The following is a 24870-nucleotide window of genomic DNA, read 5'->3' as shown; positions in this document are numbered from 1 at the left end:
GGGTGGTGTTCTCGGTGGTGGTCCATTGGATGGTCTCCTCGGTCCATTAGGCTTCCAAGTCGCGGATCTGGCCGAGGAGTTCACCGATGCGGGTGCGCTGGGTGAGGATCTCGGCCTGGGTCGCCTTGAGGGCCTCCTCGGCGTTCAGCGCGCGTTCGCGCCAGGTTGCCTCACGTTCGTCGTCCTGCTCGGTGAGCGTCCGGACGCGGCGTTCGCCGGCCTCGGCCATGGCCCGGGCGACGGCGGCTCTGGCCTCCAGGTTGTCATAGAGGAAGGTGCGGGAGACGTCTGCTCGGCGGGCGACGGCGGCAACGCTGACCTGGGCCTTCTCCCGCCGTAGCCGGGTCTGCAGCCGCATCATGAGGCCCAGTAGTTCGCTTGGCCGCCCCGCGAGGGCTCCTTCGTCCGCTAGGTCGTCAAAAGTGAAGAGCCACAGAAGTAAGTCGCTGAGCAACCGGACCCGTTCCAGGGATCCATGGGGAGTCAGGCGACCCGCGACGCCGTTCAGCGCGGCCTCAAGTCGAACACGCTGATGGGGGCTGCTCAGGCCATGGCGTTCTATGAAAGCGATAGACCCATCGTCGATAGCTTTCGCATTCGGATGCATTGCCGGGGCAATCGGGCAATATAGGGGAGGGATACTCGGTAGCGCGGACTGATCCGAGGCGTGCTGTTCCTTGCCGGACCCGATAGCGCTCACGGCCACCTCGCTGCGGTGCTCTCCGTAGTACTGGGCGTATTCCCGGGCCGCTGCAATTCCCTGGGCAGGGCGAAGTGCTGGTGTTCTTCGGTGTACGTGACGGTCTGTACGTCGCCGTAGCCATGCTCGGCGAGCCAGGTGAGGGCGCCGCGGATGAGGATGTCGGGGACGGAGGCTCCAGAGCTGACACCGATGGTGGTCACGCCGGTCAGCCAGTCGGGCTGTATCTGGTTGGCCTGGTCGATGAGATACGCCTGTCCGGCCCCCACGCCGAGGGCCACCTCGACGAGACGTACGGAGTTGGAAGAGTTCTTGGAGCCGACGACGATGACCAGATCTGATTCAGCCGCGATCTGTTTGACGGCCTGTTGGCGGTTTTGGGTGGCGTAGCAAATGTCGTCGCTCGGCGGGGACTTGAGGGCGGGATAGCGGTCCTTGAGGGCGGTGACGGTCTCGGTGGTCTCGTCGACGGAGAGGGTGGTCTGCGAGAGCCACACCACCCTCTCCGGGTCGCGGACCTGGACGCCTGCCACGTCGTGGGGGCCGTCGACGAGCATGATGCGGTCGGGGGCTTCGCCGCTGGTGCCGATGACCTCCTCGTGTCCTTGGTGGCCGATGAGGAGGATGTCGTAGTCCTGCTCGGCGTAGCGGGCGGCTTCCTTATGGACCTTGGTGACCAGGGGGCAGGTCGCATCGATGGCCCTCAGGCCGCGTGCGGCCGCCGCGACACGGACGGCGGGGGCGACGCCGTGGGCGGAGAAGATGACGGTGCTGCCTTCGGGCACTTCGTCGGTCTCCTAGACGAAGACGGCGCCCTTGTCTTTGAGGGTGTTGATGACGTGGGCGTTGTGGACGATTTCGTGGCGGACGTAGATCGGGGGCCCGTACAGTTCCAGGGCCTTCTCGACGGTGGCGATGGCGCGGTCGACCCCGGCGCAGCAGCCTCGGGGCGCGGCGAGCAGCACGCGTTTGCGGCGGTTCATGAGGTGCGCTCCACGGCTCGGGCGGCGATGTGCCGCAGTGCGGCGGCGGCCGGTTGCGGGTACGGGACGGCGTCGAGGGCGGTGAGGGCTTGCGCGCGCCTAGTGGCGATCATGTCCTCGACGGTGGCGCGGGCACCGGTGGCGTCCAGAACGGTGCGGATGCGGGCGGCGCCGTCGTGGTCCAGGTCCGAGGTGCCGACCAGGGTGTCGAGGAGCTTGCGCTGCGTGGCGTCGGCGCGCTGGGCGGCGAGGGCGATCAGGACGGTGTGTTTGCCCTCGCGCAGGTCGTCCAGGACGGGTTTGCCGGTGTCGTCGGGGTGGCCGTAGACGCCGAGGAGGTCGTCGCGGAGCTGGAAGGCCTCGCCGAGGGGAAGGGCGTAGCGTGAGAGGGCGGCGGTCAGGGCCGGGTCGGCGTCGGCGAGGGTCGCTCCGCAGTGCAGGGGCCGTTCCACGGTGTACTTGGCGGTCTTGAACCGGATCACCTGCAGGGCCGCATCGAGGTCGGTGATCGGTCCGAGCGGTGTCATGAGGTCCAGGTACTGGCCGTAGATGACCTCTTGGCGCATGGCGTCGATGACCCGGCGTAGCGGGGTGAGGCGGTGGGGCGAGTGGCCGGCGCTGTGCAGGAGTTCGTCGGACCAGGCCAGGGCCATGTCGCCGATGAGGATGGCCGCGCTGGTGCCGAGGTGGTCGTGGCTGTGCCGGACGGCGAGCGTTCGGTGCACGGTGGGGCGGCCGCGGCGGGTGGCGCTGTTGTCCATGATGTCGTCGTGGATCAGGGCGAAGGCGTGGAACATCTCCAGGGCCGCCGCCGTCTGGATCACGGCCTCGTCGTCGCCGTGGCCGCCGGCGGCATACCAGCCCAGCACGCAGAGCAGGGGACGCAGCCGCTTACCGCCCGCGTCGAGGAAGTCCCGCAGCGCCGTGGGCACGTCCGGGGGCAGGGACCGGTCCTCTGCCGTGCGTGTCTTGGCGTCGAGGAAGCTGTGCAGCGCCAGGTCGATCTGGCTCTGTACGTGCGCGACGTTGACGGGTTCGGTGTTCAGGGGCGGGGCGGTCATGAGGTTTCTCCTGCGGGCTCGGTGGGTGCTTCGTCGGTCAGGCGCAGGGCTTCGTCGAGGAGGGCCCCGACCACGCGGGACTCGGGGACGGTGCGTACGACCTGGCCGCGGACGAAGATCTGGCCTTTGCCGTTGCCGCAGGAGACGCCGAGGTCGGCTTCGCGGGATTCGCCGGGGCCGTTGACGACGCAGCCCATGACGGCGATGCGCAGCGGGTGGGGGAAGCCGTCGAAGGCCGCTTCGACCTGGCTGGCGAGGCGGTGGATGTCTACTTGGAGGCGGCCGCAGCCGGGGCAGGAGACGATCTCCAGCTTGCGCGGACGCAGCCCGAGGGACTGCAGGATGTGGTTGCCGGCCTTGACCTGCTGCAGGGGATGGTCGGAGACCGAGACCCGGATGGTGTCGCCGATGCCCTCGGCAAGGAGGATCGCGAAAGCGGCCGCGGACTTGATCGCGCCCTGCATGGCGGTGCCGGCCTCGGTGACGCCGAGGTGCAGCGGGTAGTCGCAGGCGTCGGAGAGCAGCCGGTTCGCGGCGATCATCGTTCGTGGGTCGTGGTGCTTGACGGCGATCTTCAGATCGGTGAAGCCGTGCTCCTCGAAAAGAGATGCCTCCCACACCGCGGATTCGACGAGCGCCTCGGGCGTCGCGGATCCGTGCTTGGTGAGCAGGCGGGGGTCGAGGGATCCGGCGTTGACGCCGATGCGGATCGGCACCCCGGCGGCGCCGGCAGCTTTGGCGATCTCGCCGACCTTGTCGTCGAATTTCTTGATGTTGCCGGGATTGACGCGCACGCCCGCGCAGCCGGCGTCGATGGCGGCGAAGACGTAGCGGGGCTGGAAGTGGATGTCGGCGATGACCGGGATCGGGGACTTGGCGGCGATGGCGGGCAGCGCCTCGGCATCGTCGGCCGACGGGCACGCCACCCGCACGATGTCGCACCCGGCCGCGGTCAGCTCCGCGATCTGCTGCAGGGTCGCGTTCACATCCGAGGTGAGCGTCGTCGTCATCGACTGGACGGAGATCGGGCTGTCACTGCCGACACCGACCGAACCCACCTGGAGCTGACGGGTCTTACGGCGCTCGGAAAGGACGGGCGGGGGCAGGGCGGGCGTACCGAGTGCGACGGTGGAGGACATCACGCCCCGACCTCCACACCGCGCAGGCCACCCAGGCGGGATTCGCCGACGCGCTCGACAATCTCCGCCGAGATCCGCGCAGCCAGGTGCTCCCCGTCCAACCCGGCCTGGGCCAGCAGGTCCTTCCGTTTCCCCGGATTAAGGAACTCCGGAGCCAAGCCCATCTCGCACACCGGTGCAAGCACATTCCGGTCGTGCAGCAACTGGGCGACAGCCGTACCCACGCCGCCTGCCCTGGTGCTGTCCTCCACCGTCACGACCAGCTCGTGTTCCGCGGCGAGATCCGCGAGCGCCGGGTTGACCGGGTACACCCAGCGCGGGTCGACCGCGGTGACACCGATCCCCCGTCGATTCAACAACTCCGCCGCACAGAGACACGCCTCGGCCATTGCACCCACCGAGATCAGCAGGACATCCGGACGCCGACCCTCTGCGAGCACGTCGATCCCGGCATGCTGCCGCAGCGCCGGGCGATCCCGGCCCACCCCGCCTTTCGGGAATCGCACCACCGTGGGGCCGGAGTCGTCGCCGACGGCCTCGCGGAACTCGGCCCGCAGCGTACTGGCGTCCCGTGGCGCCGCGATCCGCAAGCCGGGTACGAGGTTCAGCAAGGACAGGTCCCACATGCCATGATGGCTCGGGCCGTCCTCACCGGTGACCCCGGCACGGTCCAGCACGAATGTCACCGGCATCCGGTGGAGCGCGACGTCCATCAGGACCTGGTCGAAGGCCCGGTTCAAGAACGTCGCGTAGATTGCCACGACCGGATGCGCGCCCCCCATGGCCAGTCCCGCCGCCGACGTCACGGCATGCTGCTCGGCCATGCCCACGTCGAACACCCGGTCCGGAAATTTGGTCGCGAACCGGTGCAACCCAGCGGGACGCAACATCGCCGCGGTGATCGCGACGATGTCGCGGCGTTCCCCGGCCAGTGTCGCGATCTCGTCACCGAATATGTCGGTCCACGTTGGCGCGGTGGTCGTCAGCCTCGCCTTGCCGGTTGCCGGATCGACCACGCCGACCGCGTGCAAGCAATCGGCGTCATCGGACTCGGCCGGCAGGTAGCCGTGTCCCTTCACGGTCACGCAATGGACCACCACCGCTGAGCGCCGATCGCGGGCCAGTTCCCGACCCTGCCGGAGAGCGGTTTCCACGGCGGGCAGGTCGTGGCCGTCGACCGGACCGACATAGCTCAGCCCGAGTTCTTCGAAGATCGATGTCCCGCCGCCGGCCTCCTGCCTCAGCCGAGCCAGGTGCTCGGCGAATCCGCCGACGGTCAACGCATACGATCTAGTGTTGTCGTTGAGCACGACGACTAGCGGGCGTCCTGGCGCGGCACCGATGTTGTTCAGCGCCTCCCAGCACATCCCGCCGGTCATGGCACCATCGCCGACCACGGCGACCGGGATCCGTTCGTGCTGGTCGAGTACCTGGAACGCTTTCGCGAGACCATCCACATAGGCCAGCGCGGTCGAGGCGTGCGAGTTCTCGATCACGTCGTGCACGGACTCCCTGCGGCTGGGATAGCCGCTCAGTCCGTCCGCCTGCCGCAGCTGGGCGAAGTCCCCCTTCCGGCCGGTGAGGAGCTTGTGTGCGTACGCCTGATGTCCGGTGTCCCAGACGATCGGATCTCGTGGTGAGTCGAAGACACGGTGCAGCGCAATGGTCAGCTCGATGACTCCCAGGTTCGAGCCGAGATGGCCACCCGACCGGCAGACCGCTTCGATCAGGAACTGTCGGATCTCGCCGGCGAGTTCCTCCAATCGGCTGCGATCGAGCCTGCGAAGATCCGCCGGCTCCCGAACCGCCTCGAGCAGTGTCATCGGGATCACCTTTGCGCTTTCGGAGGGAGAGCGTCGGCAACCGGCCGACGCATGTTCGTCTGTACTTCCTTCGGCAATCCGAAGTGGATCGTCTCCTGCGCGACCGTCCGTTCGGTCACTGTCACCTCACCGAACCCGGCAACTGATGAACTCGGGAGGCGAGAGCCGCCCGCCGGTGTTCGCGGGCTCTCCTGTTGCGGGGAGCGGACGCGGTCGTGCCGGGGCGCGCAGGTCGAACCAGACGGTCTTGCCGGCCGCGGTGCGCTGGGTTCCCCAGCGGGCGGAGAGCTGGTCGAGCAGGTGCAGTCCGCGTCCGTGTTCCTCGTCGGTGTGGGCGCGGCGTAGCCGCGGCCGGGTGGGGCAGGCGTCGGCGACGGCGCAGCGCAGCGTGCGGTGCCCGGCAGTGCGGGAGATGCTCAGGCGGATCGGGCCTTGGGTGTGCGTGAGTGCGTTCGTGACCAGCTCGCTGACCAGGAGTTCGGCGGTGTCGGTGTGCTCGTGCAGGTGCCATACGGCGAGCTGGTCGCGGGTCAGCTCCCTGGCCCGGGCGGCGGCCCGCGTGGCGCGCTCGAGTGGCCAGGAGACCGTCTCGCGGGCGGGTCCGCTCCGGCGGCCGGCCAGGCGCAGGGCGGCCAGCGCGGCTGCCTTGGTCCGACGCCGCAGCAGGCGGTTCAGCGGGGCGGGTGCGGCGGGACGGCCGGGGGCGGTGGGAGTCATGGCAGTCCCTGCTCGAGGTGCGGGGCCACAACGCGGGGCGATGGCGTGGTTGGGCGCGTTCCGCGACGGACACGGCGGCTGGTGTACAAACATGGTTGAACCCTCGATCTCCACCGAAAACCAGTGGTACACATATCGAAACCTTCGAGCGTCGAGAAGGGGACCCGGAAAATACCTATAACGGCACCTACTTCTCCGTATCCGGCTGCGAACAGGGCGGCGGGAGCGTTTGCCCGCTGCGGCCGGCACCACCTGCGCAGGCCCGCCGAAGTCCTGCGCGGCCGCGAAGGCCCTGGACGCCGGGCGGCGCCGGGCCGATGACGTCGCCGATCTTGATGCCTGGCCTGGTGCCGGGCCCGTGGAATAGGCTTCGGCCATGACCAGCGGCTCTCGGACTGTGGGGATCCTGCCGGATGAACTGACGAGCTTCGTCGGTCGGCGGCGTGAGGCGTCCCGGGTCAAGGACCTGCTGTCGTGTGGCCGGCTGGTCACGCTGACGGGTCCGGGCGGGATCGGCAAGACGCGGCTGGCGCTCAGGGTCGCCGCGCAGGTGCGCCGCGCCTTCCCGGGCGGGGTGTGGCTGGTGGAGTTGGCCCAGCTCACGGACGGCACGCTGCTGGGCCAGACGGTCGTGGACGCGCTGGGGCTGCGCGAGTACTCGCCCCGTCCGCCGCTGGAGATCCTGCGCGACCACCTGGCGGGCCGGCAGGTGCTGCTGGTCCTGGACAACTGCGAGCACCCAATCGATCCGTGCAGCGCGCTGGTCGGCGCGCTGCTGGAAGCCAGCCCGGGTTTGAAGGTCGTGGCCACGAGCCGTCAGGGGCTGGGGGTACGGGGCGAAACCACCCTGCCCGTGCCACCCCTGTCACGGTGCGTGGAGCGGGCTCGCCAGGCACTGGGGCAGGCCGCGTTCCAGGCGGCCGTCACAATCGGCGAGGGCTTTTCCTGGGAGGATGCCTACGTCTATGCCCTGGGCGAGAAAGCGCCGACCCGAGCCCCGGCCAGGATCAGGACCGGGCCTGCGGCGGGCGGGGCGCTCACACCCACGCGCCGGGAGCGCGAGGTAGCGGCCCTGATCGCGCAGGGCCTGAGCAACAAGGAGATCGCCGCCAAACTGGTGATCTCCCGACGGACCGCCGAAACCCACGTCGAGCACATCCTCACCAAGCTCGGCTTCACCTCCCGCGCCCAGATCGCCACCTGGGCCACCCAGCAACCCGAATGACCCGCCCGTACGGCAGTCCTGCCCGGTGAGCATCCCCGACAATGCGGCGTCCGGGAGGCCGTTACATGATCGTTGGTCCTGCTGAAGAACACCTCCGAGGCACTCTCCTGAAGCCGGATTGATATCACTCGATCGCGGAAGGGGTCACTTTTTCATCGACCATGAGGGGGCACTCGACTTTCGATGTTCTGACAGGGTTGGGGGCCAGGACTGTTGCCACCAGGGTGACGACGACGCGGTCGACGAACACCAGCTCGTGGTCCGGGCCCGCCCCGGGCGCGCGCATACGCTCGTGGCCTCGACGTTCTTGCAGCCGGGACTCCTCAGCTGCCATCCAGGCGCCAGCGAGCTCGACGACGAGTTTGCCGAGCCGCCGCGGCTGGAGGCCGGTGAAGATACGCTTGGACAAGGCCGTGCGGCCCAGGTATTGCATCACAACAATACCCAAGCCTCACGGCCTACTTCATGCCTCGGCAGTGCCTCGATCATGCTCACGCACCACGTCGTAAGGTACGGCCTATGTCTGATAGATCGATGTCTACGGGCCGCCTATGGGCAGTCCTGCTCGGGGTCGACGCTGTGGTTACTGTGTCGACGATCGTGGTGTGGAGGCAGAGCGGAACACCGTGGACCGAAACCTTGGTCAGTTCGGGTGTGGTTGCTCTTGCGGTCCTGATAGCCGGCCCATGGGCGATAAGGCGGACCAGGGCAAGGGTCGAGGAAGCAATGCGGCAACAGCGTTGATCCAGTTCGGCGCCTCTGAGAGTGCGGTACGTGACGTAATACCCGCTTCGGTTTTGGGGTTGTGTATGGGGCCCTGGTCGGCGGGGTGGGTTGGTGGTCAGGTACGGGGCTGAGTGAACAGGCCGGGTTCGGGTTTGGTGAGGATGCCCCGTGTGACCAGGCGTGTCAGCTCGTACCGGATGCCTTCGGTGTTCTTCGGGAGTGGCCGACGCGGTCTCCGACCGCGCCGCCGAGAGGTGATTACCCATCAGCCGAACCGCCAGGCCGGCACCCCCAGCCCTCAATCGCGCACCACGTCGTAAGGGCTCGCAGAGAATCAACGTGTTGCTTCGCCTGGTTCGGCTCGTTGGTCTGGTATGAGCGTCTCCGATGAGGTTCGCGGTCAACTCGCTGTGAAGTTCGAGGTGTTGTTCCCGCATCTGGACGAGCGGCAGAGGCGGTTGCTGATGGGGGCCGAAGCTCGGATCCTGGGGCACGGCGGTGTCCGGGCGGTTGCGCGGGCGGCTCAGGTCAGCGAGACGACGGTCCGCAAGGGCGTGGACGAGTTGGAGGCCGGCGACGAGCCGTTGGGTCGGGTGCGGAAGCCCGGTGGTGGCCGGAAGAGGGCCGTGGACCTTGATCCGGGTCTGCGGCCTGCGCTGTTGGCCCTGGTGGAGCCTGACGAGCGGGGCGATCCGATGTCGCCTCTGCGGTGGACGGTGAAGTCGACCAGGAACCTCGCGGCCGAACTGAGTCGTCAGGGGCACAGGGTGAGCGCGGACACAGTCGGGGACCTGCTGCGTGAGGAGGGCTTCAGCCTAATCCCCTTGTAGCAGCGGGTCCGCGAAGCTTCGGCTCTTCGGATCTGTTCGAGTACTGGGGCCGTTGACATCTTGTTTCAGCCCGGCAGGCCATGCCTTCCTGCAGAGCGGTGCAACGTCCAGGAGCTCGTGGTGATGGTCAGGTGGGTGTCGAAGCGACGCCTTCCGTAATCCGGGCATGAGAAGCCGCCACGGAGATCGTGCGGGTCTCGAGGCCTCCCCGGCCACCACCACGCGGATGGTGATGGGCCGGTGGCCGCCGAGCGGATGCCTGAATCACGCCGGGCTTTGACGCCTCGCTGTAGACCGCGCGGCGCTCGGCGCCCTCTGGGCCTTCACCATGGTGCGGGTGTTGATGTTCGTCGGCGCCGGCCGGATGCCTGACGATCGCTGGGCCTTGACGCCTCCACGCAGAGCGAGCAGCGTCCGGCGCCGTCGAGCGTCAACACCCGCATCTTGATCACTCGTTGGTGTTGGTGGTGCGAGCCTGCTGCATGGTGACCTCTTGTGAAGCCCGAGCCGTCTGAGCTCCCGCATTAGACCGAGGCCCGTGGGGTGAGCTGGTGCCACGAACAGCTACTGAGGTGGCGGACCGGCTCTGTGCTGAGTCCTGGGATTAGGTCGCTGCGTGGTTCCGCATGAGCTCGTGACCTGCAGAAACTGCACCATGGGGAGGAATATCTTGATCTACTGCGGCATTGACTGGGCCGAGCGGACACACGACGTCGCCCTGGTCGACGACAGCGGTCAGTTACTGGCCAAGCGGCACATCACCGACGACGCCGCGGGCTACAAGATCCTCCTGGATCTGCTGGTCGAGTACGGCGACAGCGAGGAGAACCCGATCCCGGTCTCGATCGAGACTTCCCGCGGCCTGCTCGTGGCGGTGTTGCGGACCGGCAAGCGCCAGGTCTTCGCGATCAACCCGATGGCCGCGGCCCGCTACCGCGACCGGCACTCGGTCTCGCGCAAGAAGTCCGACCCCGGCGACGCCCTCGTACTCGCCAACATCCTGCGCACCGACATGCACGCCCACCGGCCGCTGCCCAACGACAGCGACCTCGGCCGCGCCGTCGCCGTCCTCGCCCGCGCTCAGCAGGACTCGCTCTGGAACCGGCAACAGCTGTCCAACCAGCTCCGCTCGCTGTTGCGGGAGTACTACCCGTCCGCCCTGGCGGCCTTCGAGCCCTGGCGCAACGGCCTGTGCCGGCCGGAGGCCCGAGAGCTCCTGAAGGCAGCCACGACTCCGACCCGGGCCGCACGACTGACCCGCACGCAGCTGGAGGCCGCGCTCAAGCGGGCCGGCCGCAAGCGCGGCATTACAGCCGAAGCCGAGCGGCTTCGTGATGTCTTCCGTGCCGACTACGCTCACCAGCCGTCACTGGTCGAGGCCGCCCTGGGCAAGCAAATGCTCGCGCTCCTGGTCCAGTTGAAGGCCGCCTGCACCGCCGCCGACGACCTCGCCGAGGCGGTCGAAGAGGCTTTCCCTCAGCACCCGGACGCTGAGATCATCCTCAGCTTCCCCGGCCTCGGCGTCCAGCTCGGCGCCCGGGTGCTCGCCGAGATCGGAGACGACAAGGCCCGCTTCGCCGACGCCCGCGGTCTGAAGGCGTACGCCGGTGCCTCGCCCATCACCAGGGCATCCGGCAAGAAGTCGAGCATCACCCGGCGCTGGGTGAAGAACGACCGACTCAACCACGCCGGCTACCTCTGGGCCTTCGCCTCCATCACCGCCTCGCCCGGCGCCAAGGCCCACTACCGGCGACGGCGCGACGACCACGGAGACTGGCACGCCGCCGCCCAACGCAACCTCTTCAACCGCATGCTCGGCCAGCTCTACCACTGCCTCCAGCTCCACACGCTGTTCGACGAACACACGGCCTTTCCGACCGCTCTCGCCGCAGCTGCTTGACACATTGAGCGCCTGAGGTGTCTGCAGGCCGGCGCCAAGACCATCGAGGGTAAGCAGCACCCGGACCGTGATGCCCAGTTCCGTTACATCAACGAGCGGGCCAGACAACACATGGATGCCGGTCAGCCGGTGATCAGTGTGGACGCGAAGAAGAAGGAACTCGTCGGCGACTACAAGAATGCGGGCCGCCAGTGGCGGCCAACCGGTGATCCCGTACTGGTCAGGACGCACGATTTCCTGGACCGTCAGGGACCGGGCAAGGCGATCCCGTACGGGATCTACGACATCGCCGCGAATACCGGCTGGGTCAGCGTCGGCACTGATCACGACACTGCCGCGTTCGCTGTTGCCTCCATTCGCCGATGGTGGCAGGCCCGCGGACGTCACGACTATCCCGCCGCCACGCGTCTGCTGATCACTGCGGACGCAGGCGGTTCCAACGGCTACCGCACCCGCGCCTGGAAGGCCGAACTCGCAGCCCTGGCCCCCGAGACGGGCTTGGACATCACGGTCTGCCACATGCCGCCAGGCACCTCGAAGTGGAACAAGATCGAGGTGCGCCACGAGGCGCCACTGTTACCGGGCAGGGGTGAAAGAACCCTGCCGCCGGGCTGTCGCAGCAACTCGGTGAAGCTGAGGGCAGCCGATCCGTGGAGACGCACGGAGAGGTGGGAGCAGCCCTGACAACGACGGAGCGCGTCGGTACTTCCAGACGGCGCGTGTCCGGCAAGCAAGACGAGACGCCGTACGAGAGGAACCAGTGCCTGACGTCCCGTAAGTGTTCCACCGGCTCCAATCTGGAGGATATGGGCCGGGTGCAGCGCACGCCGCCCTCTTGGGCGGCGACTTCGAAGCCGGTCTTTCGATGCTGGTGAGGAGGCCACGCTGAATGCCTGCGGCGTAGGCGTGGCGATGCTGTCGGGGTAGAGCTGGGCGGCTCGCTCGTCGACCGGAGAGTGGTGAACGTGGGAAGCGTGCTGGAGGCGCCCTTCCCGGCTGACATCCAGTCAGTCGGTGGGCAGGCCCGTCGTCAACCGACGGCTCCAGGACGTGGCGGAGGCCCCGTAGTAGTCCGAGCGCACGAGAGGTGCGCACATGGCGAAGGGGGCCAGCAAGTCAGTGGCCGAAGTACTGGAAGACCAGGAGGTTTTCGCCGGTGAACACCGACGAACTTGAGGCCGTCACGTATGTGGCGGAGCGACGGGTACTGGAGATCCAGACGAAGCTGCACCGTTGGGCCCGTGATGATCCTCATCGCAGGTTCGATGACTTGTTCAACCTTGTCGCCGATCCCGCGTTCTTGCTGGTCGCGTGGGATCGAGTGCGGGGCAACAGGGGGGCGAAGACCGCCGGGGTGGATGGCCGTACTGCGGCCTCCATCGTGGAGCGGACGGGCGTCGAGGAGTTCCTCGGCGGGCTGCGGGACAGCATCAAGGACCGTAGTTTCCGTCCGCTGCCGGTGCGGGAGCGAATGATCCCCAAGCCGGGGGGCAAGTTGCGCCGGCTGGGGATCGCCACGATCGCGGACCGGGTGGTGCAGGCATCCCTGAAGCTGGTGCTGGAGCCGATCTTCGAGACGGATTTCCTCCCGTGCTCCTACGGGTTCCGTCCGAACCGCCGGGCTCATGACGCGGTGGCCGAGGTGCGCTTCTTCACGTCCAAGTCGTATGAGTGGATCGTGGAGGGTGATATCAAGGCCTGCTTCGACGAGATTTCACACTCCGCTCTGATGGGTCGGGTGCGCAAGCGCGTCGGAGACAACCGCGTCCTGGCCTTGGTGAAGGCGTTCTTGAAGTCGGGCATCCTCGGAGAGGATCGCCTGCTTCGGGAGACCACCGCCGGTACCCCACAGGGTTCGATTCTCTCGCCGTTGATGAGCAACGTGGCGCTGTCGGTCCTGGACGAGTGCATCGCCCAGTCGCCGGGAGGGCCGGGGTCCACGCCCTGGGCGAGGGCCAAGCGACGTCGTCAAGGTCTCCCCAACTACCGGCTTTCCAGGTACGCGGATGACTGGTGCCTGATGGTCTCCGGCACCAAGGACGACGCCGAAGCTCTGCGCGAAGAAATCGCGGAGGTGTTGTCCACGATGGGTTTGCGCCTGTCCGTGGAGAAGACCCTGATCACCCATATCGACGAAGGGCTGGACTTCCTCGGGTGGCACATCCAGCGCCACCGCAAACGGGGGTCCAGCCGCTGCTACGTCTACACCTATCCCTCGCGCAAGGCCCTCAAGGCCGCGATGGACAAGGTCAAGGCGATCCGCCGCGGAACAGCCACCGGCCTGCCGCTGGACGAACTGCTCATCCAGATCAACAAGATGCTGTTCGGCTGGTGCATGTACTTCCGCCCCGGGGTGTCCAGCGCGACCTTCCAGTACCTCAGCTCGTACACATGGAGCCAGGTCATGAAGTGGCTGCGCCGCAAGCACCACCGGATCAACAGGAAGGACCTCCGCCGCCGCTACTGCGGTGGAGGTTGGTGGCCATCAGGAGAGGAACGGACACTGTTCGATCCCGGCAAAGTGCGCACCACGCGCTACCGATACCGGGGAACGGTCATCCCTCCACCCTGGCCGACCACCGGATGAAGACAACTATCTATAGTCGAACGGGACTTGTGGAGCGCCCGGTGCCGTGAGAGCGGCACGCCGGGTGCGGGAAGCGGCTCCGGGGAAACGGCTCGATCGAAAGACGAGACCGCGCCCCGGGCCGACTTCACCACCGGCTCTTCTCCCACATCTCCATGAACTGGCGCGGTCGCCCGCTGACCAGCCATGACGTGATCGTGAACAGCATCGCCGCGACCACCACCCACGCAGGACTGAAAGTCCACGCCGAACTCGACCCGGGCACCTACGACATCGGCATCAAGGTCACAGACAGCGACATCGACGCCCTGCCCATGCACCGGCACCGATTCCACGGCGACTGGAACTACACGCTCCGCCCACAGCCTCGCGACATCACCAGCGGAGCCGGTGAAGCCAAATGCCCACGGTTAGCCGGCCCATCCCTGCCACCCGGCGCCGGGTGTCTGCGCAACCCCGAACTGACCGGCATGCCCGAGCCGGCGCTGAACGAACTCGTCGACCAACTGGCCACGAAAATCGATGAGTTACGCGAGCAGGGACGACTCCGGCAACGAGGTGGTGACCGCGTCCGTGCTCGCGGCGCAGGGGCGAAGGACAAGCTCACCACCGCCGACAGAGTCCTGGCCACGGTGCTCTACCTGCGCAAACTCGGCACCCGAGACCTGCTCGCCCAGCTCTTCGGAGTCAACGGCAGCACCCTCACCAGGGCCGTTCACCAGGTTCAGCCCCTCATGGCCGAGCACGGCTACACAATTCCACCCTCGACAGCCAGGTTTCGCACGCCCGCTGACGTCACCGCGTTCCTCGCGGACACCAGCCCCACGGAGATCAAATCAACACGTTGATTCTCTGCGAGCCCTAAGGATGCCACCAGTCACAAGGCCCAAAGGAGCGATCCGGTCGCGCGGTGAGGCGGGCAAAGTCCTCCGCGGTGACGCATGGCAGGCTGGCGACCGTCGCCTCCGGCAATGCCGTCGCGATCGCTCCACGCGGGCCGCGCAACATCGGAGGGAACAGACAGTGCCGCGGACGCCTCCACAGGCGCCGACAGGTTGGGCTTTGCAGATGTGAAGGATACGACCCGATTGGGCGCGAAGAGTTCCCGGGTCGGATGCTGCGCGTCGGCCGTAAAACACGTGTCGTCACCGCGTCCTTGCTTCGGGTGCTCAAGAGAGGAGAACCCGAGTGCAACGGTGCCCGCGACGGACAGTGAATCCCGCCTACTCAGCAGCCCCGCAGAGCCGCACCTGCGGGGCTTTTCGTCGCACACTGCCCCTATAACGGAGGTCACGACTGCACAGGTCTGACCAGGTGGAAAACCTCCCGGGCCGCATAGCGCTTGAGGCTTCGGACTATCTCGCGCCGGGTCTTGCCCTCCTTGCTGCGACGTTCGTAGTAGTCCTGGGTGCGCGGGTCGACGCGCAGGCGAGTCTGCACGATCCGGTGCAGGGCTGCGTTAGCTTGTCGGTCGCCGCCCCGGTTGAGGCGACGGTACTGCCGACTGCCCGAGGAACGCTCGACTGGGCTGACACCGCACAGCGCCGCAAAGGACGCCTCAGTGCCCAGGCGTTCCGGGTTGTCCCCGATCGTGATCAGCAAAGTGACGGCGGTGTCCGGACCGATGCCCACCACCTCGAGCAGCTGCGGAGCGTGGCGCTCCACCAGCCGGGTCAGGCGGCCTTCCAGCTCCCGGACCTCGTCGCTGAGCTGCCTGATGCGCCGGGCCAGGAGACCCAGGGTGACGTGGGTGGCGTGGAGCACCGCCCCTTCGTCGGCCTCGTGGTTCAGGCTGTCGTCGACGAGCCCGGCGCAGGTGCGGAAGAGTTCTGCGTTGCCCAGCCCGGCAAGTTCCTCTCTCAGCTGCGGATCGGCACGGATGAGGACGGCCTTGAGTTGGTTGATCGCCTGGGTGCGGGCCTTGACCGCCGAGTCCTTGGCCAGCTTGTACATCCGGGCGATCTCCACTGGCCCATCGCCCGTCTTGGCCTGGGCGTGCGCCCGCCCGCTCAGCACCGCCCGGGCCGCGTTCTCGGCATCGAGCGGGTCGGACTTGCCGCGCCGACGGCGGTCGGCCCGGTCGAACCGATTCACATCGAAAACGTCTACGCCCTGGGCCAGCAGGTAGCGGGACAGGGCCGCCCCGAAGGAACCGGTCCCTTCCACTCCGGCCCGGCGCACCGTACCCGACGCCCTGGCCCACCCCAGCAAGTCTCGGTATCCAGCCGCGGTGGCCGGGAACTCCTCGGTGCCGATCACTTCCCCCACCAGGGAGAGCACAGCGGCCACATGGGCATCCCGGTGCGTGTCCACTCCCAGGACCACCTCCCTCGCCGACCGGCGGCGACGAGAACGCGAAGCGGAGGGTGTGCCGATCACGCTCGTTCCCTTTCAGGCTGACGGCTTATCGCTAGCCGGTACCGGGCCGTGCGGACGGTCAGAATCGTGATGACGCCTTTCCGGCAAGCCCCTATCGAGACACGCCCGGTCAGCCCGAGACCAGCAACGCACCGCCCCCGGCCGGTGGTCGACACAGTGTGAGCAGGGCACTCTGGTCAGGCATCTCAGGAGTCAGACCCCGCCGCAGGACAGCACCCACCTACCGTTCTCCGTCTATCCGGCTTGCAGCCACGTCAGCTCGCTCGTTCGGACGAATCGAGTCGAAGCACCGGTCGCCTGCCAACGGAACTGACACCATGCCGCCGTCGTACGTCACTTCGAGTCGAAGGGGGACCATTGGAACGGCGGGTCAATGAGCGGCAGCTCTCGGTGTTGCAGTGGGTGGGGGCCGGGTGTCCTGCCGGCGTATGGGAGACGAGCTCCTACAAGACCACCTGTCAGGCACTGCACAACCGGGGTCTGGTGACGGTCTCCCGGAAGGCCGGGCAGTGGAGCGTCGCCCTGACGAGCGCCGGCCAGCACTACCTGGCACACGGCACATACCCTCCCCGCGGATCACGCCCGCGGAAGACTCAGGCCGCCGCCCCACGACCCCAGGTCACCCGAGCACAGGCAACTCCGGCCGCCGGGCGGAAGCCAGACCCTCCCTCACAGCCTCGTATGACGCTCACGGAGCAGCTGTTACAGGAGCTCGCGGAGGCCGGCGGCCGAATCGTCAAGAGCGGCAGCGGTCCCGACTTGGAGAAGTGGCCGTCCCGCGTCGCCGCCGCACGCAGATCCGGAAGGATTCCGGAGATGAAGGAGCTGTACGGGGGTTGGTGCAGCGGCGGGTATGAGATCAAACTCGTCGACATCCCCGCCTGGCGCCTTGCCCTCCTCGACCCCGTCCCCGTGCCCGCCCGACTCACTCGGCCGCACACCGTTATCCGGGCCATGCAGAACGAACGCCAGCCGCTCGGCCTGAAAGGCACTACGCCGCTAAACCCCCACCACCATCCCTACCCGCCCTGGCGCGTCAGGAGGGTGAACACGACTGAGGGGCGGCAAGGAGCGCGTGCCTGGGAAATGGCGAATGGGCAGGGGGGGTTGCCTGCGGATCGCAGGGCGCGCGATCAGGTGCGGCGGCGCCGGCCGAAGATGCCGCCGCCGGTCGGTGGCTGGTCCGGCTGCTGCTGGGCGGCTTCGGCGGCGGCGCGCTCGCGGCGGTTCAGGCAGGGGCGGCACTCCCCGCCGGACGTCAGCCCGTCGGCGGGGTACACGTACCGCTCGCAGGTCGGGCACACCCACTTCCCGGCCTCCATCCGGCCGCGCTCCTCTTCCCGCTCGCGCCGGGCGCGCTCGAGTTCGTCCTCCTGCGCCTTGCGGCGGGCGTCCGCGCGCACCGAGTAGGCGCGGTAGTCGTCGGGGTTGTCGAGGGCGTCCGTGAGGCTCTGCCAGGCCGTATGGCCGTAGCGCCACCACACCGGGCCGTGCGGGCCGTGCGTGGCGAGCAGGCGCAGCGTGGTGGCCAGCAGCGGCACCGTGCCGTCGTAGTCGCGGTAGCCGTCCGGCTTCTACCCCTCGGGTGCGTAGCCGTCGCCGTTCCACTCGCCGCGCCAGTGCTCGCGGGCGAGTTCGCCGACCTCGCTCATGCGGGTCTGCATGGCGAGCTGCCCGACGTTCCTCGTGAACACCAGCGCCACCGGCGGGAAGCCGTCGCGGGGGCTGTCGGGCCACACGGTCCGCCACAGCGCCACCTCGCGCCCGTTGCCCGTGCCGGCGGAGACACGGCGGGCGAAGAACCGGCGGTAGCGCCCGATCTTGTCCGCCACGATCGGCGGGCCCTCTGTGCCGTTGTCGACCTCCACGAACAACAGCGGCACGTCGTGGCCGGGCGCGGCGAACACCATGTCGGCGCGCAGCGAACCGCGGGCCGGGGACAGGAACGTGCCGCCGACCGGCAGCACCGCCTCCGTGGACCAGGCCGTGAGCGGGCCCAGCCCCTCCGGCCTCGCGGCCGGCTCGTACGGCGTGGCGGGGGCGAACTGGTGCTTGCGGGCGACGGGCTGCGTCGGCTCGGGCGGGGTCTGCAGGAACGCGTCCAGGACGTCGGTCACCGCCCGGGCGTGCTTCGCGCCGGAAGCCGCTGCCGCCTTCGCGGTGCCGCCCATCTCCCGGGCCTGGCGGTCCAGGACCACGGCCGCCGCGTCCAGCCCGGCCGGGGTCAGCGTCCACAGCTTCTCGGTCACTCGCACGCCGTCGTCGTTGACGCGCACCGCGCTGCCCGGCGAGATCACGAGCTTCTCGGTCTCCAGGTCCTTCAGCCCGCCGCGCACGGTCGCCGCATCCTTCGTGCCCGGGCACATCAGCCGGCGTATCTGGTCCGGCGTCGCGACCTTGACCACCCCGAGCGCGGCCAGGCACATCGTGCGCGTCCGGCCCGTCGACCCGTACCGGCGCAGCTTCGAACCGCCCACCCGTCCGGCCCTCCCCTCCCGGCGCCCCCTCCCATCGGGACACCCCTCTGTCCAGCCCTGATCATGCAGGACAGAAGGATTTCGAGGCAGGCCCGGGGCCCGGAACGCAGCGCTGATCTGCGTAAACACGGGCCGGGCAAGCCCCGGGCACCGCAGGGGGATCGCAGGAGAAACCACAGGGGCAACCACAGGGGACCGGTGCGGCTTGCCCGGACCCGGGCGCACCGGGCCGTGCAAATGCTGCGCTGCACCCGGCCGCGACGACGACGGCCAGGAACACGAGCAGCTGCCCGCCACGCACCGCGAGTTCACCGCCTCGCACGCGCACGCCACGCGCGCGCCTTGGAGCCCGCCGGAGCGCCGGGCCGTGGCGGTGATGAAGAACTTCCCGGCGCGGCGATGATCGGGCGATGACCGACCGCCGCCCGCTGGGCACCGGACCCGTCCGCGCCGATGCGTCCCGCACGCCAGACACCGACCCTGCGCCGGCGCCGCGTGGCCAGCTCGCCGCCGAACGCCTGCCCGCCGTCCCGGCCGCCGCCGAGCCGAAGCCCGCGCACGCGCTTCCCGGGCGCCGCGTGCTCGGGGCCGGCCCCGCCGCACCCGAGCAGTGACCGACGCAGTGACACCGGTGCCGTGACGCACCCGCCCGGCCGACCCGTCCGCGGCGCGCCCTCACGCGCGCACCGCGCGTGCGTGAAACCGCGCCACGCCCGCCACGCGGCACGCGCGGCACGCGTTGGCCGCCTCTCTCACCCCATGACCCCGCCTCAGCAGCCTACAGAAGGGGCGAGGGACCGGAGCTGTGTCGGTGACCTCCCCTACTGTGGCGGTGACATCGCTGGCAGTGACGACCGGTCGGCGCAGCCGCGTAACAAAGCCCTACTAGAGATGTGAGGGGAGCGTGGAATACGTAGTTGCGTAGGCATTTCCCTCGATGTACGTGGATGGGCGGAGGGAGAGGTTGGAGTCAGAGATTCCCCTAGGAAGCGATCGACATGTACGCAATCACAGACAGCCTCACCGGGCAGACCGGTGGCACGGCCACCGCGCCCGATCCGGTCAGCGTTGCCGGCGCCCGGGGGGTACGGGGTTCGCGGGTGCGGATGCCGGTGATCGGGCTGGCTCCACAAGGTCACACTAGTCACGCCAGGTCGTTGCCACACCGTCCGCAAGCAGCCGGTGCCGCCCGTGAGATCAGCGCTGCGATCCTTGAGGACTGGCACGTGGACGAGGCGGCGGCTGAGGTGGCGCTGCTGGTCGTCTCTGAGCTGGTCACCAACGCTGTCGAGCACGCCCGGCCTCCGCTCGTCCTGCACTTGATCCACGATCCCGGCTGCCGGCAGTTGCGGGTGGAGGTGGACGACGGTGGGCCCGCCGCGTGCGAAAGCGAGTGGACGGCCTCGCGCGAGGCCGGCGAACACGGGCGCGGCTTGGGCATTATCGACGCGGTCACCACTACCCACGGCACCCTCGCCCACCCCCATGGCGCCACCTACTGGGCGACGCTCCCGACCGCCGCCTGAAGACAGCGGCAGTCCAGCTCGGCTCCCCTCCCGAACTTGAATCCCTGTCTGGATGCCGTGGTCGAGCGTGAAGACTCTTGTGCGCTACCGCGCTACCGCGCTACCGCGCAACTCCGGGATATGGAGGCGGTGCCTGCCCGGACGCGCTCACGGCCGGTAGATCCGACGCCTACCGGCCCTGAACTGGGCTTTTACCTCGGCGACGGTGCGGCGGGTGGTGCGTTTCCCGCCCATGAAGCCCATCGCGGTGATCCGCTTGTGGACCACGTCCGCGCGGTTGCCGCGAGCGGACCACCAGTTCCCCGATCTTCGGCGGGTAGTCGTCGATCGCGCGAGCCCGGTGTCGGTGCTGGTCAGGGTTCTGCCCGCAGGGCTGATTCAAAGTCAGATTGATCATGTCGCGTTGCAGGTCAGGACAGTCCGAGCAGGTCCAGCGGGCGGGTGAACGGCATGTGGGAGACCTCCCGCAGTCCTGCGGCGATACTGCGACAGCCGGCATCCCGGAGGGTGTTGATCGCGAGGTTCCGCAGCGTCGCCATGTTCTCGGGCCCGTGCCCGGTCCGGATCTTGGAGGCGTCCTCGGCGAACGTCGTGTCCCTCACGTGGTGCACCGCCTCGATGCCCCACTGCGACCTGGCAAGACGGCCGATCAGCTGCGGCGACGCCTCACGCGCGGTCATATCCGTGATCGCGTAGACGGTCTGCCGGGTGACGCGGCCGGTCCTCGCCTCGGTGCGATGCCGAGGATCTTCACCGCCTGAACGTTCTTCGTGAAGACCAGCGCCGCCGGCGGGTAGCCGTCGCGTGGCGAGGCCGGCCACACGGTCCGCCACAGCGGCACCTCCCGCCCGTTGCCCGTGCCGGTGGACACGCGGCGGGCGAAGAACCGGCGGTAGCGCTCGATCTTGTCCGCCACGATCGGCGGGCCCTCGGTCCCGTTGTCGACCTCCACAAACAGCAGCGGCACCACCACGTGACCGGGCGAGGCGAACACCATGTCGGCGCGCAGCGAACCGCGGGCCGGGGACAGGAAGCTGCCGCCGACCGGCAGCACCGCCTCCGTGGACCAGGAGGCGAGCGGTACCAGCCCCTCCAGTCCGCGGAGAACCTCCGCGCCCAAGAGGCTGAAGGGCGGTCCGGCCCGTGTCAAAGGGGAACCGCTCGTGCTGTGACCCGCCCACGAGCGAAGCGTCGCGGCTTCGCTGCTGGACCGCGAGCACGGTGAGGCGTCATCCGACCTCCGGACGGCTCGGTGTCCTACCAAAGTAGGTGAGCGCGCCGGAGGGTGGGCGGCCCTCGCACAGAACAGTTAGCCCGCCGCCACGTCGTAGTTCTTGGCCGTCTCGGACTCGAACGTGCCCTCGATCGGCGTCAAACCACCGGTCACCTTCGCCGGCTTGGACAGGTACACAGCGCGCGTCGACGGCTCACCGACCTTGGTGTAGTCGAGCGGCCCGGCGATGAGACCACCGGTTTCCACGTCCGAGAGCTCGTGCGTCGCCTTGATCAGGCCCTCACGCGAAAGGTCCTTGTTCTCACAGGCCTTGTTGAGGATCTCGTACATGACCTTGGCCATCGCCGTGCCGTACATCACCGACCCCTTGGCGTTCTTCTCGCCCTCCTTGGCGACGAACTCGGCCCCGGACTCCTTGACGGCGGACTTGTCGAGCGTCCACGGCGCGACCGAGCCGGCGATGACCGCGTTGGCGATGAGCGCCTTCGCGGCGGGCGTGCCCAGCAACGCCGGGTCGTACGTCGGGTTGTTGCCCAGCAGCGGGACGTTGAGCCCCTGTGCCCCCGCGATGCCGGCCGCCGACGCCATCTGCGTCGGACCGGTGGTCAGGACGATCGCCTTGACGCCCGCACGCTTGAGCGCGCTGATCGGGCCGGTCATGTCCTCGTCGGTAGGCAGGATCTTCTGCTCGACGACGGTGCTGCCGTTCTTCTCAGCCCAGGCCTTCGAGCCCACGAGGCCGTTCTCGCCGTACTCGCCCTCGAAGTAGATGTGGCCGAGCTTGTCGCCCGCCTTGATCTTGCCTTCGTCCTTGAGGTAGTCGAGCCCGTTGATCACCTCGATGGGGTACGGGGCGCCGATCTCGACGATGAAATCGTTGGCCAGCAGCGACGACGGCCAGGCCGCAAGCAGCGAGAGCATGCGATCGGTCTTCAGCTGCGGCAGCAGCGCTGCGGTGATCGGCGATCCCAGCAGCTGCTGCAGCGCGGCGACGTTCGTCCCCATGTCGCGGTACTGCACGACGGCCTTCTGCGGGTCATAGCCGTGGTCCTTGATGACCAGGCTGACCTTGCGGTCACACACGCCGCCCTTGGCGTTCTGCTCGTCCCAGAACAGCTGGGTGGACTGCGTGATCGGGCCGGCCTGCGCCGCGAAGACGCCGGACAGATCGGTCAGCAGACCGAGCTTGATGCCCTTGTCGGTGATCCCGGGGCCGGTCTTGACCTCCCCCGACCCGCCGGACGACGAGCTGGAGCTCGAGTCCGAGCCCTTGTCGCCACAACCGGCGGCCAGCAGCATCGCAGCCACCACCAGTCCGGTCCCGACGAGTTGCTTGTACTGGTTCATGCAGTGCTCTCCTTGACAGTGGTTGATGCCGACCGGCGCTTTCTTGCCAATCCGGCGAGTCCATCGCTTGCGAAGATGAGGACCAGGACGACGGCGGTGCCGTAGAGGAACCGCGCCGCGTGGTCGGGTTGGAGGCCCGAAGCGCCTGGCGTCGCGACGAGCGGCAGGCTGTCGGCGTAGTGCAGGAGGATCTGGGGCAGCGCCGTGACGATCACCGCTCCGATGACCGCGCCGCCGACGGAACCCAGCCCGCCGAGCACGATCATCACCAGGAAGTCGATCGAGTAGAGGAAGCCGAAGCTCTCGGGGACGATGCGGCCGAAGGCCAGGGCCAGGAAGACCCCCGCCAGCCCCGCGTACATCGAGCTGACGGCGAACGCCGCGGCCCGATAGACCGGGACGTTGACGCCCATGACCGCGGCCGCGATCTCGCTGTCGCGGATCGCCTCCAGCGCGCGGCCCGGGCGGTGCTTGAGCAGGCCGCGGGCGAACCACGCCGACAGCGCGACGAGGATCAGCCCCAGGTACCACAGCCGCTCGAGCTGGCCGTAGGGGACGCCGAAGACCAGGAAGTTGTCCGGCTGGGTGTTGGCGAAGTGGAAGCCGAAGAGGTCGAACGGCGCTGCGTCGCGCCCCGCGAAGCCGCCGGTGACCCCCTTCGCGTTCTGGAGGATGTGCAGGCCGAGGAACACGAGGCCGATCGAGGCCAGGCCGAGGTAGATGCCCTTCAGGCGGCCGGCGATCGGGCTGAACGCCGCGCCGACCAGGCCGGCCAGGAGGACCGCCAGCACCGCGGCCAGCAGCGGCGGGAGACCAAGGCCGCTGGCGGTGGCGATGGCGCCACCGCTGGCGTCGTTGCTGTCGCCGGCGAAGTAGCAGTAGCCGTAGGCGCCGACCGCGATGAAGAACGCGTGGGCGAGCGACAGCTGCCCGGTGACGCCGACCAGCAGCGTCAGGCCGATCGCCCCGATCGCGGCGCTCATGGCAAACAGGCCGGTCTGCAGCCAGAAGCCCTCCGCGTACTGCGGCAGCCACAGCAGCACGCCGACCAGCACGATCCAGCCGATCGTTCGCGCGCCACCGATGCGCTTGACCAGATCAGACACGGGTCACCTCGCGCGTGCCGAACAGACCCCACGGCCGCCACAGCAGGATCGCGAACAGGATCACGTAGGGCACAACGTTCGACATCCCGCGCCCGAGGAACGCGATGTTGTCCTGGTAGCCCGCCGCGAGGCTCGACGCGACGCCGATCAGCAGCCCGCCGACCAGCGCGCCGATCATGGAGTCCAGGCCGCCGAGGACCGCCGCCGGGATGGCGCCGAGCGCGAGCAGCCCCGTCAGGTTGCTCACGCCGCTCGCCGGGAAGCTCACGAAGAACGCGCCGCCGATCGCCGCCAGCGCGCCGCCGATCGCCCACGCCGCGCCGGCCACGCGGCCCAGACGGATGCCCATCAGCGACGCGGTCTCCGGATCGGTCGCTGCCGCACGCATCGCCACGCCCCAGTTCGTGCGGGTGAAGACGAGGTAGAAGACGAACATCAGCCCCAGCGCGACGAGCGCCGCGGCGATCCGCGCCTGCGGGATCTCCGCGCCGAGGATGGCCGTCGTGTTGGTTCCCCAGGGCGCCCCGGAGGGCAGGATGTCGGTGCCGACCAGGCGCACGAGCTCGGTCCCGAGCAGGACGTTAATCGCGATGGTCATGATCGCCAGCGAGTCCTCGCCGCCGCCGCGGCGGCGCAGCGGGCGCACGAAGATCAGGTCGAGCAGCGCCGCGGCAGCCGCGCAGACGACCGCGGCGACGGCGATCGCGCCGAAGAAGCCGAGCGAGTCGTGCCACTTGGCGACCAGGTAGGCGCCGAGCATCACCACCGAGGCCTGGGCGAAGTTCACGACGTTGGTCGCCTTGAAGACGATCACGAAGCCCATGGCGATCAGCCCATAGATGCACCCGAGCATCAGGCCGCTCAAGAAGAGCTCGAAGAACTGGCTCATTCGACTGCCTTCTGCGCCTCTCGTGTGCCTTCCTCGAACCCGAGGTAGGCGCGCAGCACCTCGGGGTCGTGCTGGACTTCCTCCGGCGTGCCCTCGGCGATGACCTCGCCGAAGTCGAGCACCGTCACCCGGTCGGCCAGGCCCATGACGAACGGCATGTCGTGCTCGACGAGCACGATCGAGATCCCGAGCGACTCGCGCACCTGCACGATCGACCGCGC

At 68.5% G+C, this 24870-nt stretch carries 19 protein-coding genes and 6 pseudogenes; 8 read left to right on the top strand and 17 right to left on the bottom strand.

The window, feature by feature from the left end:
* Positions 1–46 precede the first annotated feature (46 nt).
* From ACYUED_RS36515 to ACYUED_RS36490, 6 genes and pseudogenes are all read right to left on the bottom strand, one after another.
* Positions 47–361, bottom strand: coding sequence for a DUF6262 family protein (locus ACYUED_RS36515; RefSeq protein WP_491288852.1), 315 nt, complete (start codon positions 359–361; stop codon positions 47–49).
* Between the two features lie 335 nt (positions 362–696).
* Positions 697–1683, bottom strand: a pseudogene (locus tag ACYUED_RS36510) (4-hydroxy-3-methylbut-2-enyl diphosphate reductase).
* Complete coding sequence (locus tag ACYUED_RS36505) at positions 1680–2744, bottom strand: polyprenyl synthetase family protein (RefSeq protein WP_491288851.1); 1065 nt, start codon at positions 2742–2744, stop codon at positions 1680–1682. The pseudogene ACYUED_RS36510 and the gene ACYUED_RS36505 overlap by 4 nt, the downstream one beginning before the upstream one ends.
* Entirely contained in the window at positions 2741–3883 is a 1143-nt protein-coding gene (ispG, locus tag ACYUED_RS36500; protein ID WP_491288850.1) for a flavodoxin-dependent (E)-4-hydroxy-3-methylbut-2-enyl-diphosphate synthase, read from the bottom strand. Before ispG ends, ACYUED_RS36505 begins: the two co-directional genes overlap by 4 nt.
* A complete protein-coding gene (locus tag ACYUED_RS36495; RefSeq protein ID WP_491288849.1) occupies positions 3883–5706 on the bottom strand; it encodes a 1-deoxy-D-xylulose-5-phosphate synthase in 1824 nt (607 codons plus the stop codon). The genes ispG and ACYUED_RS36495 overlap by 1 nt, the downstream gene beginning before the upstream one ends.
* A 126-nt stretch (positions 5707–5832) precedes the next feature.
* Positions 5833–6423 (bottom strand): ATP-binding protein, encoded by a 591-nt coding sequence (locus ACYUED_RS36490; RefSeq protein ID WP_491288848.1) that lies wholly within the window; start codon positions 6421–6423, stop codon positions 5833–5835.
* A 376-nt stretch (positions 6424–6799) separates the two neighbouring features.
* Between ACYUED_RS36490 and ACYUED_RS36485 the strand changes: the two genes are divergently transcribed.
* The gene (locus ACYUED_RS36485) at positions 6800–7648 is read left to right on the top strand and encodes a LuxR C-terminal-related transcriptional regulator (protein WP_491288847.1); all 849 of its coding nucleotides are present in this window, start codon (positions 6800–6802) and stop codon (positions 7646–7648) included.
* Between the two features lie 124 nt (positions 7649–7772).
* Here the strand turns inward: ACYUED_RS36485 and ACYUED_RS36480 are convergent, their stop codons facing one another.
* Positions 7773–8096, bottom strand: coding sequence for a hypothetical protein (locus tag ACYUED_RS36480; RefSeq protein ID WP_491288846.1), 324 nt, complete (start codon positions 8094–8096; stop codon positions 7773–7775).
* Between the two features lie 652 nt (positions 8097–8748).
* Between ACYUED_RS36480 and ACYUED_RS36475 the strand changes: the two are divergent.
* The 5 genes and pseudogenes from ACYUED_RS36475 to ACYUED_RS36455 all read left to right on the top strand — a co-directional run.
* A pseudogene (locus ACYUED_RS36475) lies at positions 8749–9192 on the top strand (ISAzo13-like element transposase-related protein); the annotation flags it as partial.
* 667 nt (positions 9193–9859) lie between these two features.
* On the top strand, positions 9860–11104 hold the full coding sequence (locus tag ACYUED_RS36470) for an IS110 family RNA-guided transposase (protein ID WP_491288845.1): 1245 nt from the start codon (positions 9860–9862) through the stop codon (positions 11102–11104).
* 21 nt (positions 11105–11125) lie between these two features.
* Positions 11126–11665, top strand: a pseudogene (locus ACYUED_RS36465) (ISAzo13 family transposase); the annotation flags it as partial.
* A 526-nt stretch (positions 11666–12191) separates the two neighbouring features.
* Positions 12192–13691 carry a group II intron reverse transcriptase/maturase gene (ltrA, locus tag ACYUED_RS36460; protein WP_491288844.1) on the top strand — a complete coding sequence of 500 codons (1500 nt, stop codon included), beginning with the start codon at positions 12192–12194 and terminating at the stop codon, positions 13689–13691.
* Between the two features lie 122 nt (positions 13692–13813).
* Positions 13814–14539: pseudogene (locus ACYUED_RS36455) on the top strand (helix-turn-helix domain-containing protein); the annotation flags it as partial.
* Between the two features lie 442 nt (positions 14540–14981).
* Here ACYUED_RS36455 and ACYUED_RS36450 read toward each other — a convergent pair.
* From ACYUED_RS36450 to ACYUED_RS36440, 3 genes are all read right to left on the bottom strand, one after another.
* Positions 14982–16070 carry an IS110 family RNA-guided transposase gene (locus tag ACYUED_RS36450; RefSeq protein WP_491288843.1) on the bottom strand — a complete coding sequence of 363 codons (1089 nt, stop codon included), beginning with the start codon at positions 16068–16070 and terminating at the stop codon, positions 14982–14984.
* Between the two features lie 1133 nt (positions 16071–17203).
* Positions 17204–17611, bottom strand: a complete 408-nt coding sequence (locus tag ACYUED_RS36445; protein ID WP_491288842.1) for a hypothetical protein — start codon at positions 17609–17611, stop codon at positions 17204–17206.
* 33 nt (positions 17612–17644) lie between these two features.
* Complete coding sequence (locus ACYUED_RS36440) at positions 17645–18547, bottom strand: replication-relaxation family protein (RefSeq protein ID WP_491288841.1); 903 nt, start codon at positions 18545–18547, stop codon at positions 17645–17647.
* A gap of 410 nt (positions 18548–18957) precedes the next feature.
* Here ACYUED_RS36440 and ACYUED_RS36435 point away from each other — a divergent pair, with 410 nt between their 5' ends.
* Entirely contained in the window at positions 18958–19161 is a 204-nt protein-coding gene (locus ACYUED_RS36435) for a hypothetical protein (protein WP_491288840.1), read from the top strand.
* 384 nt (positions 19162–19545) lie between these two features.
* A complete protein-coding gene (locus tag ACYUED_RS36430) occupies positions 19546–20073 on the top strand; it encodes an ATP-binding protein (RefSeq protein WP_491288839.1) in 528 nt (175 codons plus the stop codon).
* A gap of 150 nt (positions 20074–20223) precedes the next feature.
* Here ACYUED_RS36430 and ACYUED_RS36425 read toward each other — a convergent pair.
* The 7 genes and pseudogenes from ACYUED_RS36425 to ACYUED_RS36395 form a co-directional block, all read right to left on the bottom strand.
* Positions 20224–20440: pseudogene (locus tag ACYUED_RS36425) on the bottom strand (IS21 family transposase); the annotation flags it as partial.
* A 43-nt stretch (positions 20441–20483) separates the two neighbouring features.
* Positions 20484–20894, bottom strand: a complete 411-nt coding sequence (locus ACYUED_RS36420) for a transposase (RefSeq protein WP_491288838.1) — start codon at positions 20892–20894, stop codon at positions 20484–20486.
* Positions 20895–20944: 50 nt separating this feature from the next.
* A pseudogene (locus tag ACYUED_RS36415) lies at positions 20945–21193 on the bottom strand (replication-relaxation family protein); the annotation flags it as partial.
* A gap of 189 nt (positions 21194–21382) precedes the next feature.
* Complete coding sequence (locus ACYUED_RS36410; RefSeq protein ID WP_491288837.1) at positions 21383–22654, bottom strand: ABC transporter substrate-binding protein; 1272 nt, start codon at positions 22652–22654, stop codon at positions 21383–21385.
* Positions 22651–23760 (bottom strand): branched-chain amino acid ABC transporter permease, encoded by a 1110-nt coding sequence (locus ACYUED_RS36405; protein WP_491288836.1) that lies wholly within the window; start codon positions 23758–23760, stop codon positions 22651–22653. The genes ACYUED_RS36410 and ACYUED_RS36405 overlap by 4 nt, the downstream gene beginning before the upstream one ends.
* The gene (locus tag ACYUED_RS36400; RefSeq protein WP_491288835.1) at positions 23753–24649 is read right to left on the bottom strand and encodes a branched-chain amino acid ABC transporter permease; all 897 of its coding nucleotides are present in this window, start codon (positions 24647–24649) and stop codon (positions 23753–23755) included. The genes ACYUED_RS36405 and ACYUED_RS36400 overlap by 8 nt, the downstream gene beginning before the upstream one ends.
* The gene (locus ACYUED_RS36395; RefSeq protein ID WP_491294599.1) at positions 24646–24795 is read right to left on the bottom strand and encodes an ABC transporter ATP-binding protein C-terminal domain-containing protein; all 150 of its coding nucleotides are present in this window, start codon (positions 24793–24795) and stop codon (positions 24646–24648) included. Before ACYUED_RS36395 ends, ACYUED_RS36400 begins: the two co-directional genes overlap by 4 nt.
* Positions 24796–24870: the final 75 nt, after the last annotated feature.

The organism is Streptomyces sp. DF42 (assembly GCF_058267695.1).
Note: the sequence above shows the minus strand (reverse complement) of the source record. Positions and strands in the feature narration are given on the sequence as shown.

Bases quoted from the DNA above. Each gene is read 5' to 3' on its own strand.
- ACYUED_RS36515 (WP_491288852.1), bottom strand. From the start codon at position 361: ATGATGCGGCTGCAGACCCGGCTACGGCGGGAGAAGGCCCAGGTCAGC.
- ACYUED_RS36505 (WP_491288851.1), bottom strand. From the start codon at position 2,744: ATGACCGCCCCGCCCCTGAACACCGAACCCGTCAACGTCGCGCACGTA.
- ispG (WP_491288850.1), bottom strand. From the start codon at position 3,883: ATGTCCTCCACCGTCGCACTCGGTACGCCCGCCCTGCCCCCGCCCGTC.
- ACYUED_RS36495 (WP_491288849.1), bottom strand. From the start codon at position 5,706: ATGACACTGCTCGAGGCGGTTCGGGAGCCGGCGGATCTTCGCAGGCTC.
- ACYUED_RS36490 (WP_491288848.1), bottom strand. From the start codon at position 6,423: ATGACTCCCACCGCCCCCGGCCGTCCCGCCGCACCCGCCCCGCTGAAC.
- ACYUED_RS36485 (WP_491288847.1), top strand. From the start codon at position 6,800: ATGACCAGCGGCTCTCGGACTGTGGGGATCCTGCCGGATGAACTGACG.
- ACYUED_RS36470 (WP_491288845.1), top strand. From the start codon at position 9,860: ATGGGGAGGAATATCTTGATCTACTGCGGCATTGACTGGGCCGAGCGG.
- ACYUED_RS36435 (WP_491288840.1), top strand. From the start codon at position 18,958: ATGACCGACCGCCGCCCGCTGGGCACCGGACCCGTCCGCGCCGATGCG.
- ACYUED_RS36430 (WP_491288839.1), top strand. From the start codon at position 19,546: ATGTACGCAATCACAGACAGCCTCACCGGGCAGACCGGTGGCACGGCC.
- ACYUED_RS36410 (WP_491288837.1), bottom strand. From the start codon at position 22,654: ATGAACCAGTACAAGCAACTCGTCGGGACCGGACTGGTGGTGGCTGCG.
- ACYUED_RS36400 (WP_491288835.1), bottom strand. From the start codon at position 24,649: ATGAGCCAGTTCTTCGAGCTCTTCTTGAGCGGCCTGATGCTCGGGTGC.
- ACYUED_RS36395 (WP_491294599.1), bottom strand. From the start codon at position 24,795: ATGGGCCTGGCCGACCGGGTGACGGTGCTCGACTTCGGCGAGGTCATC.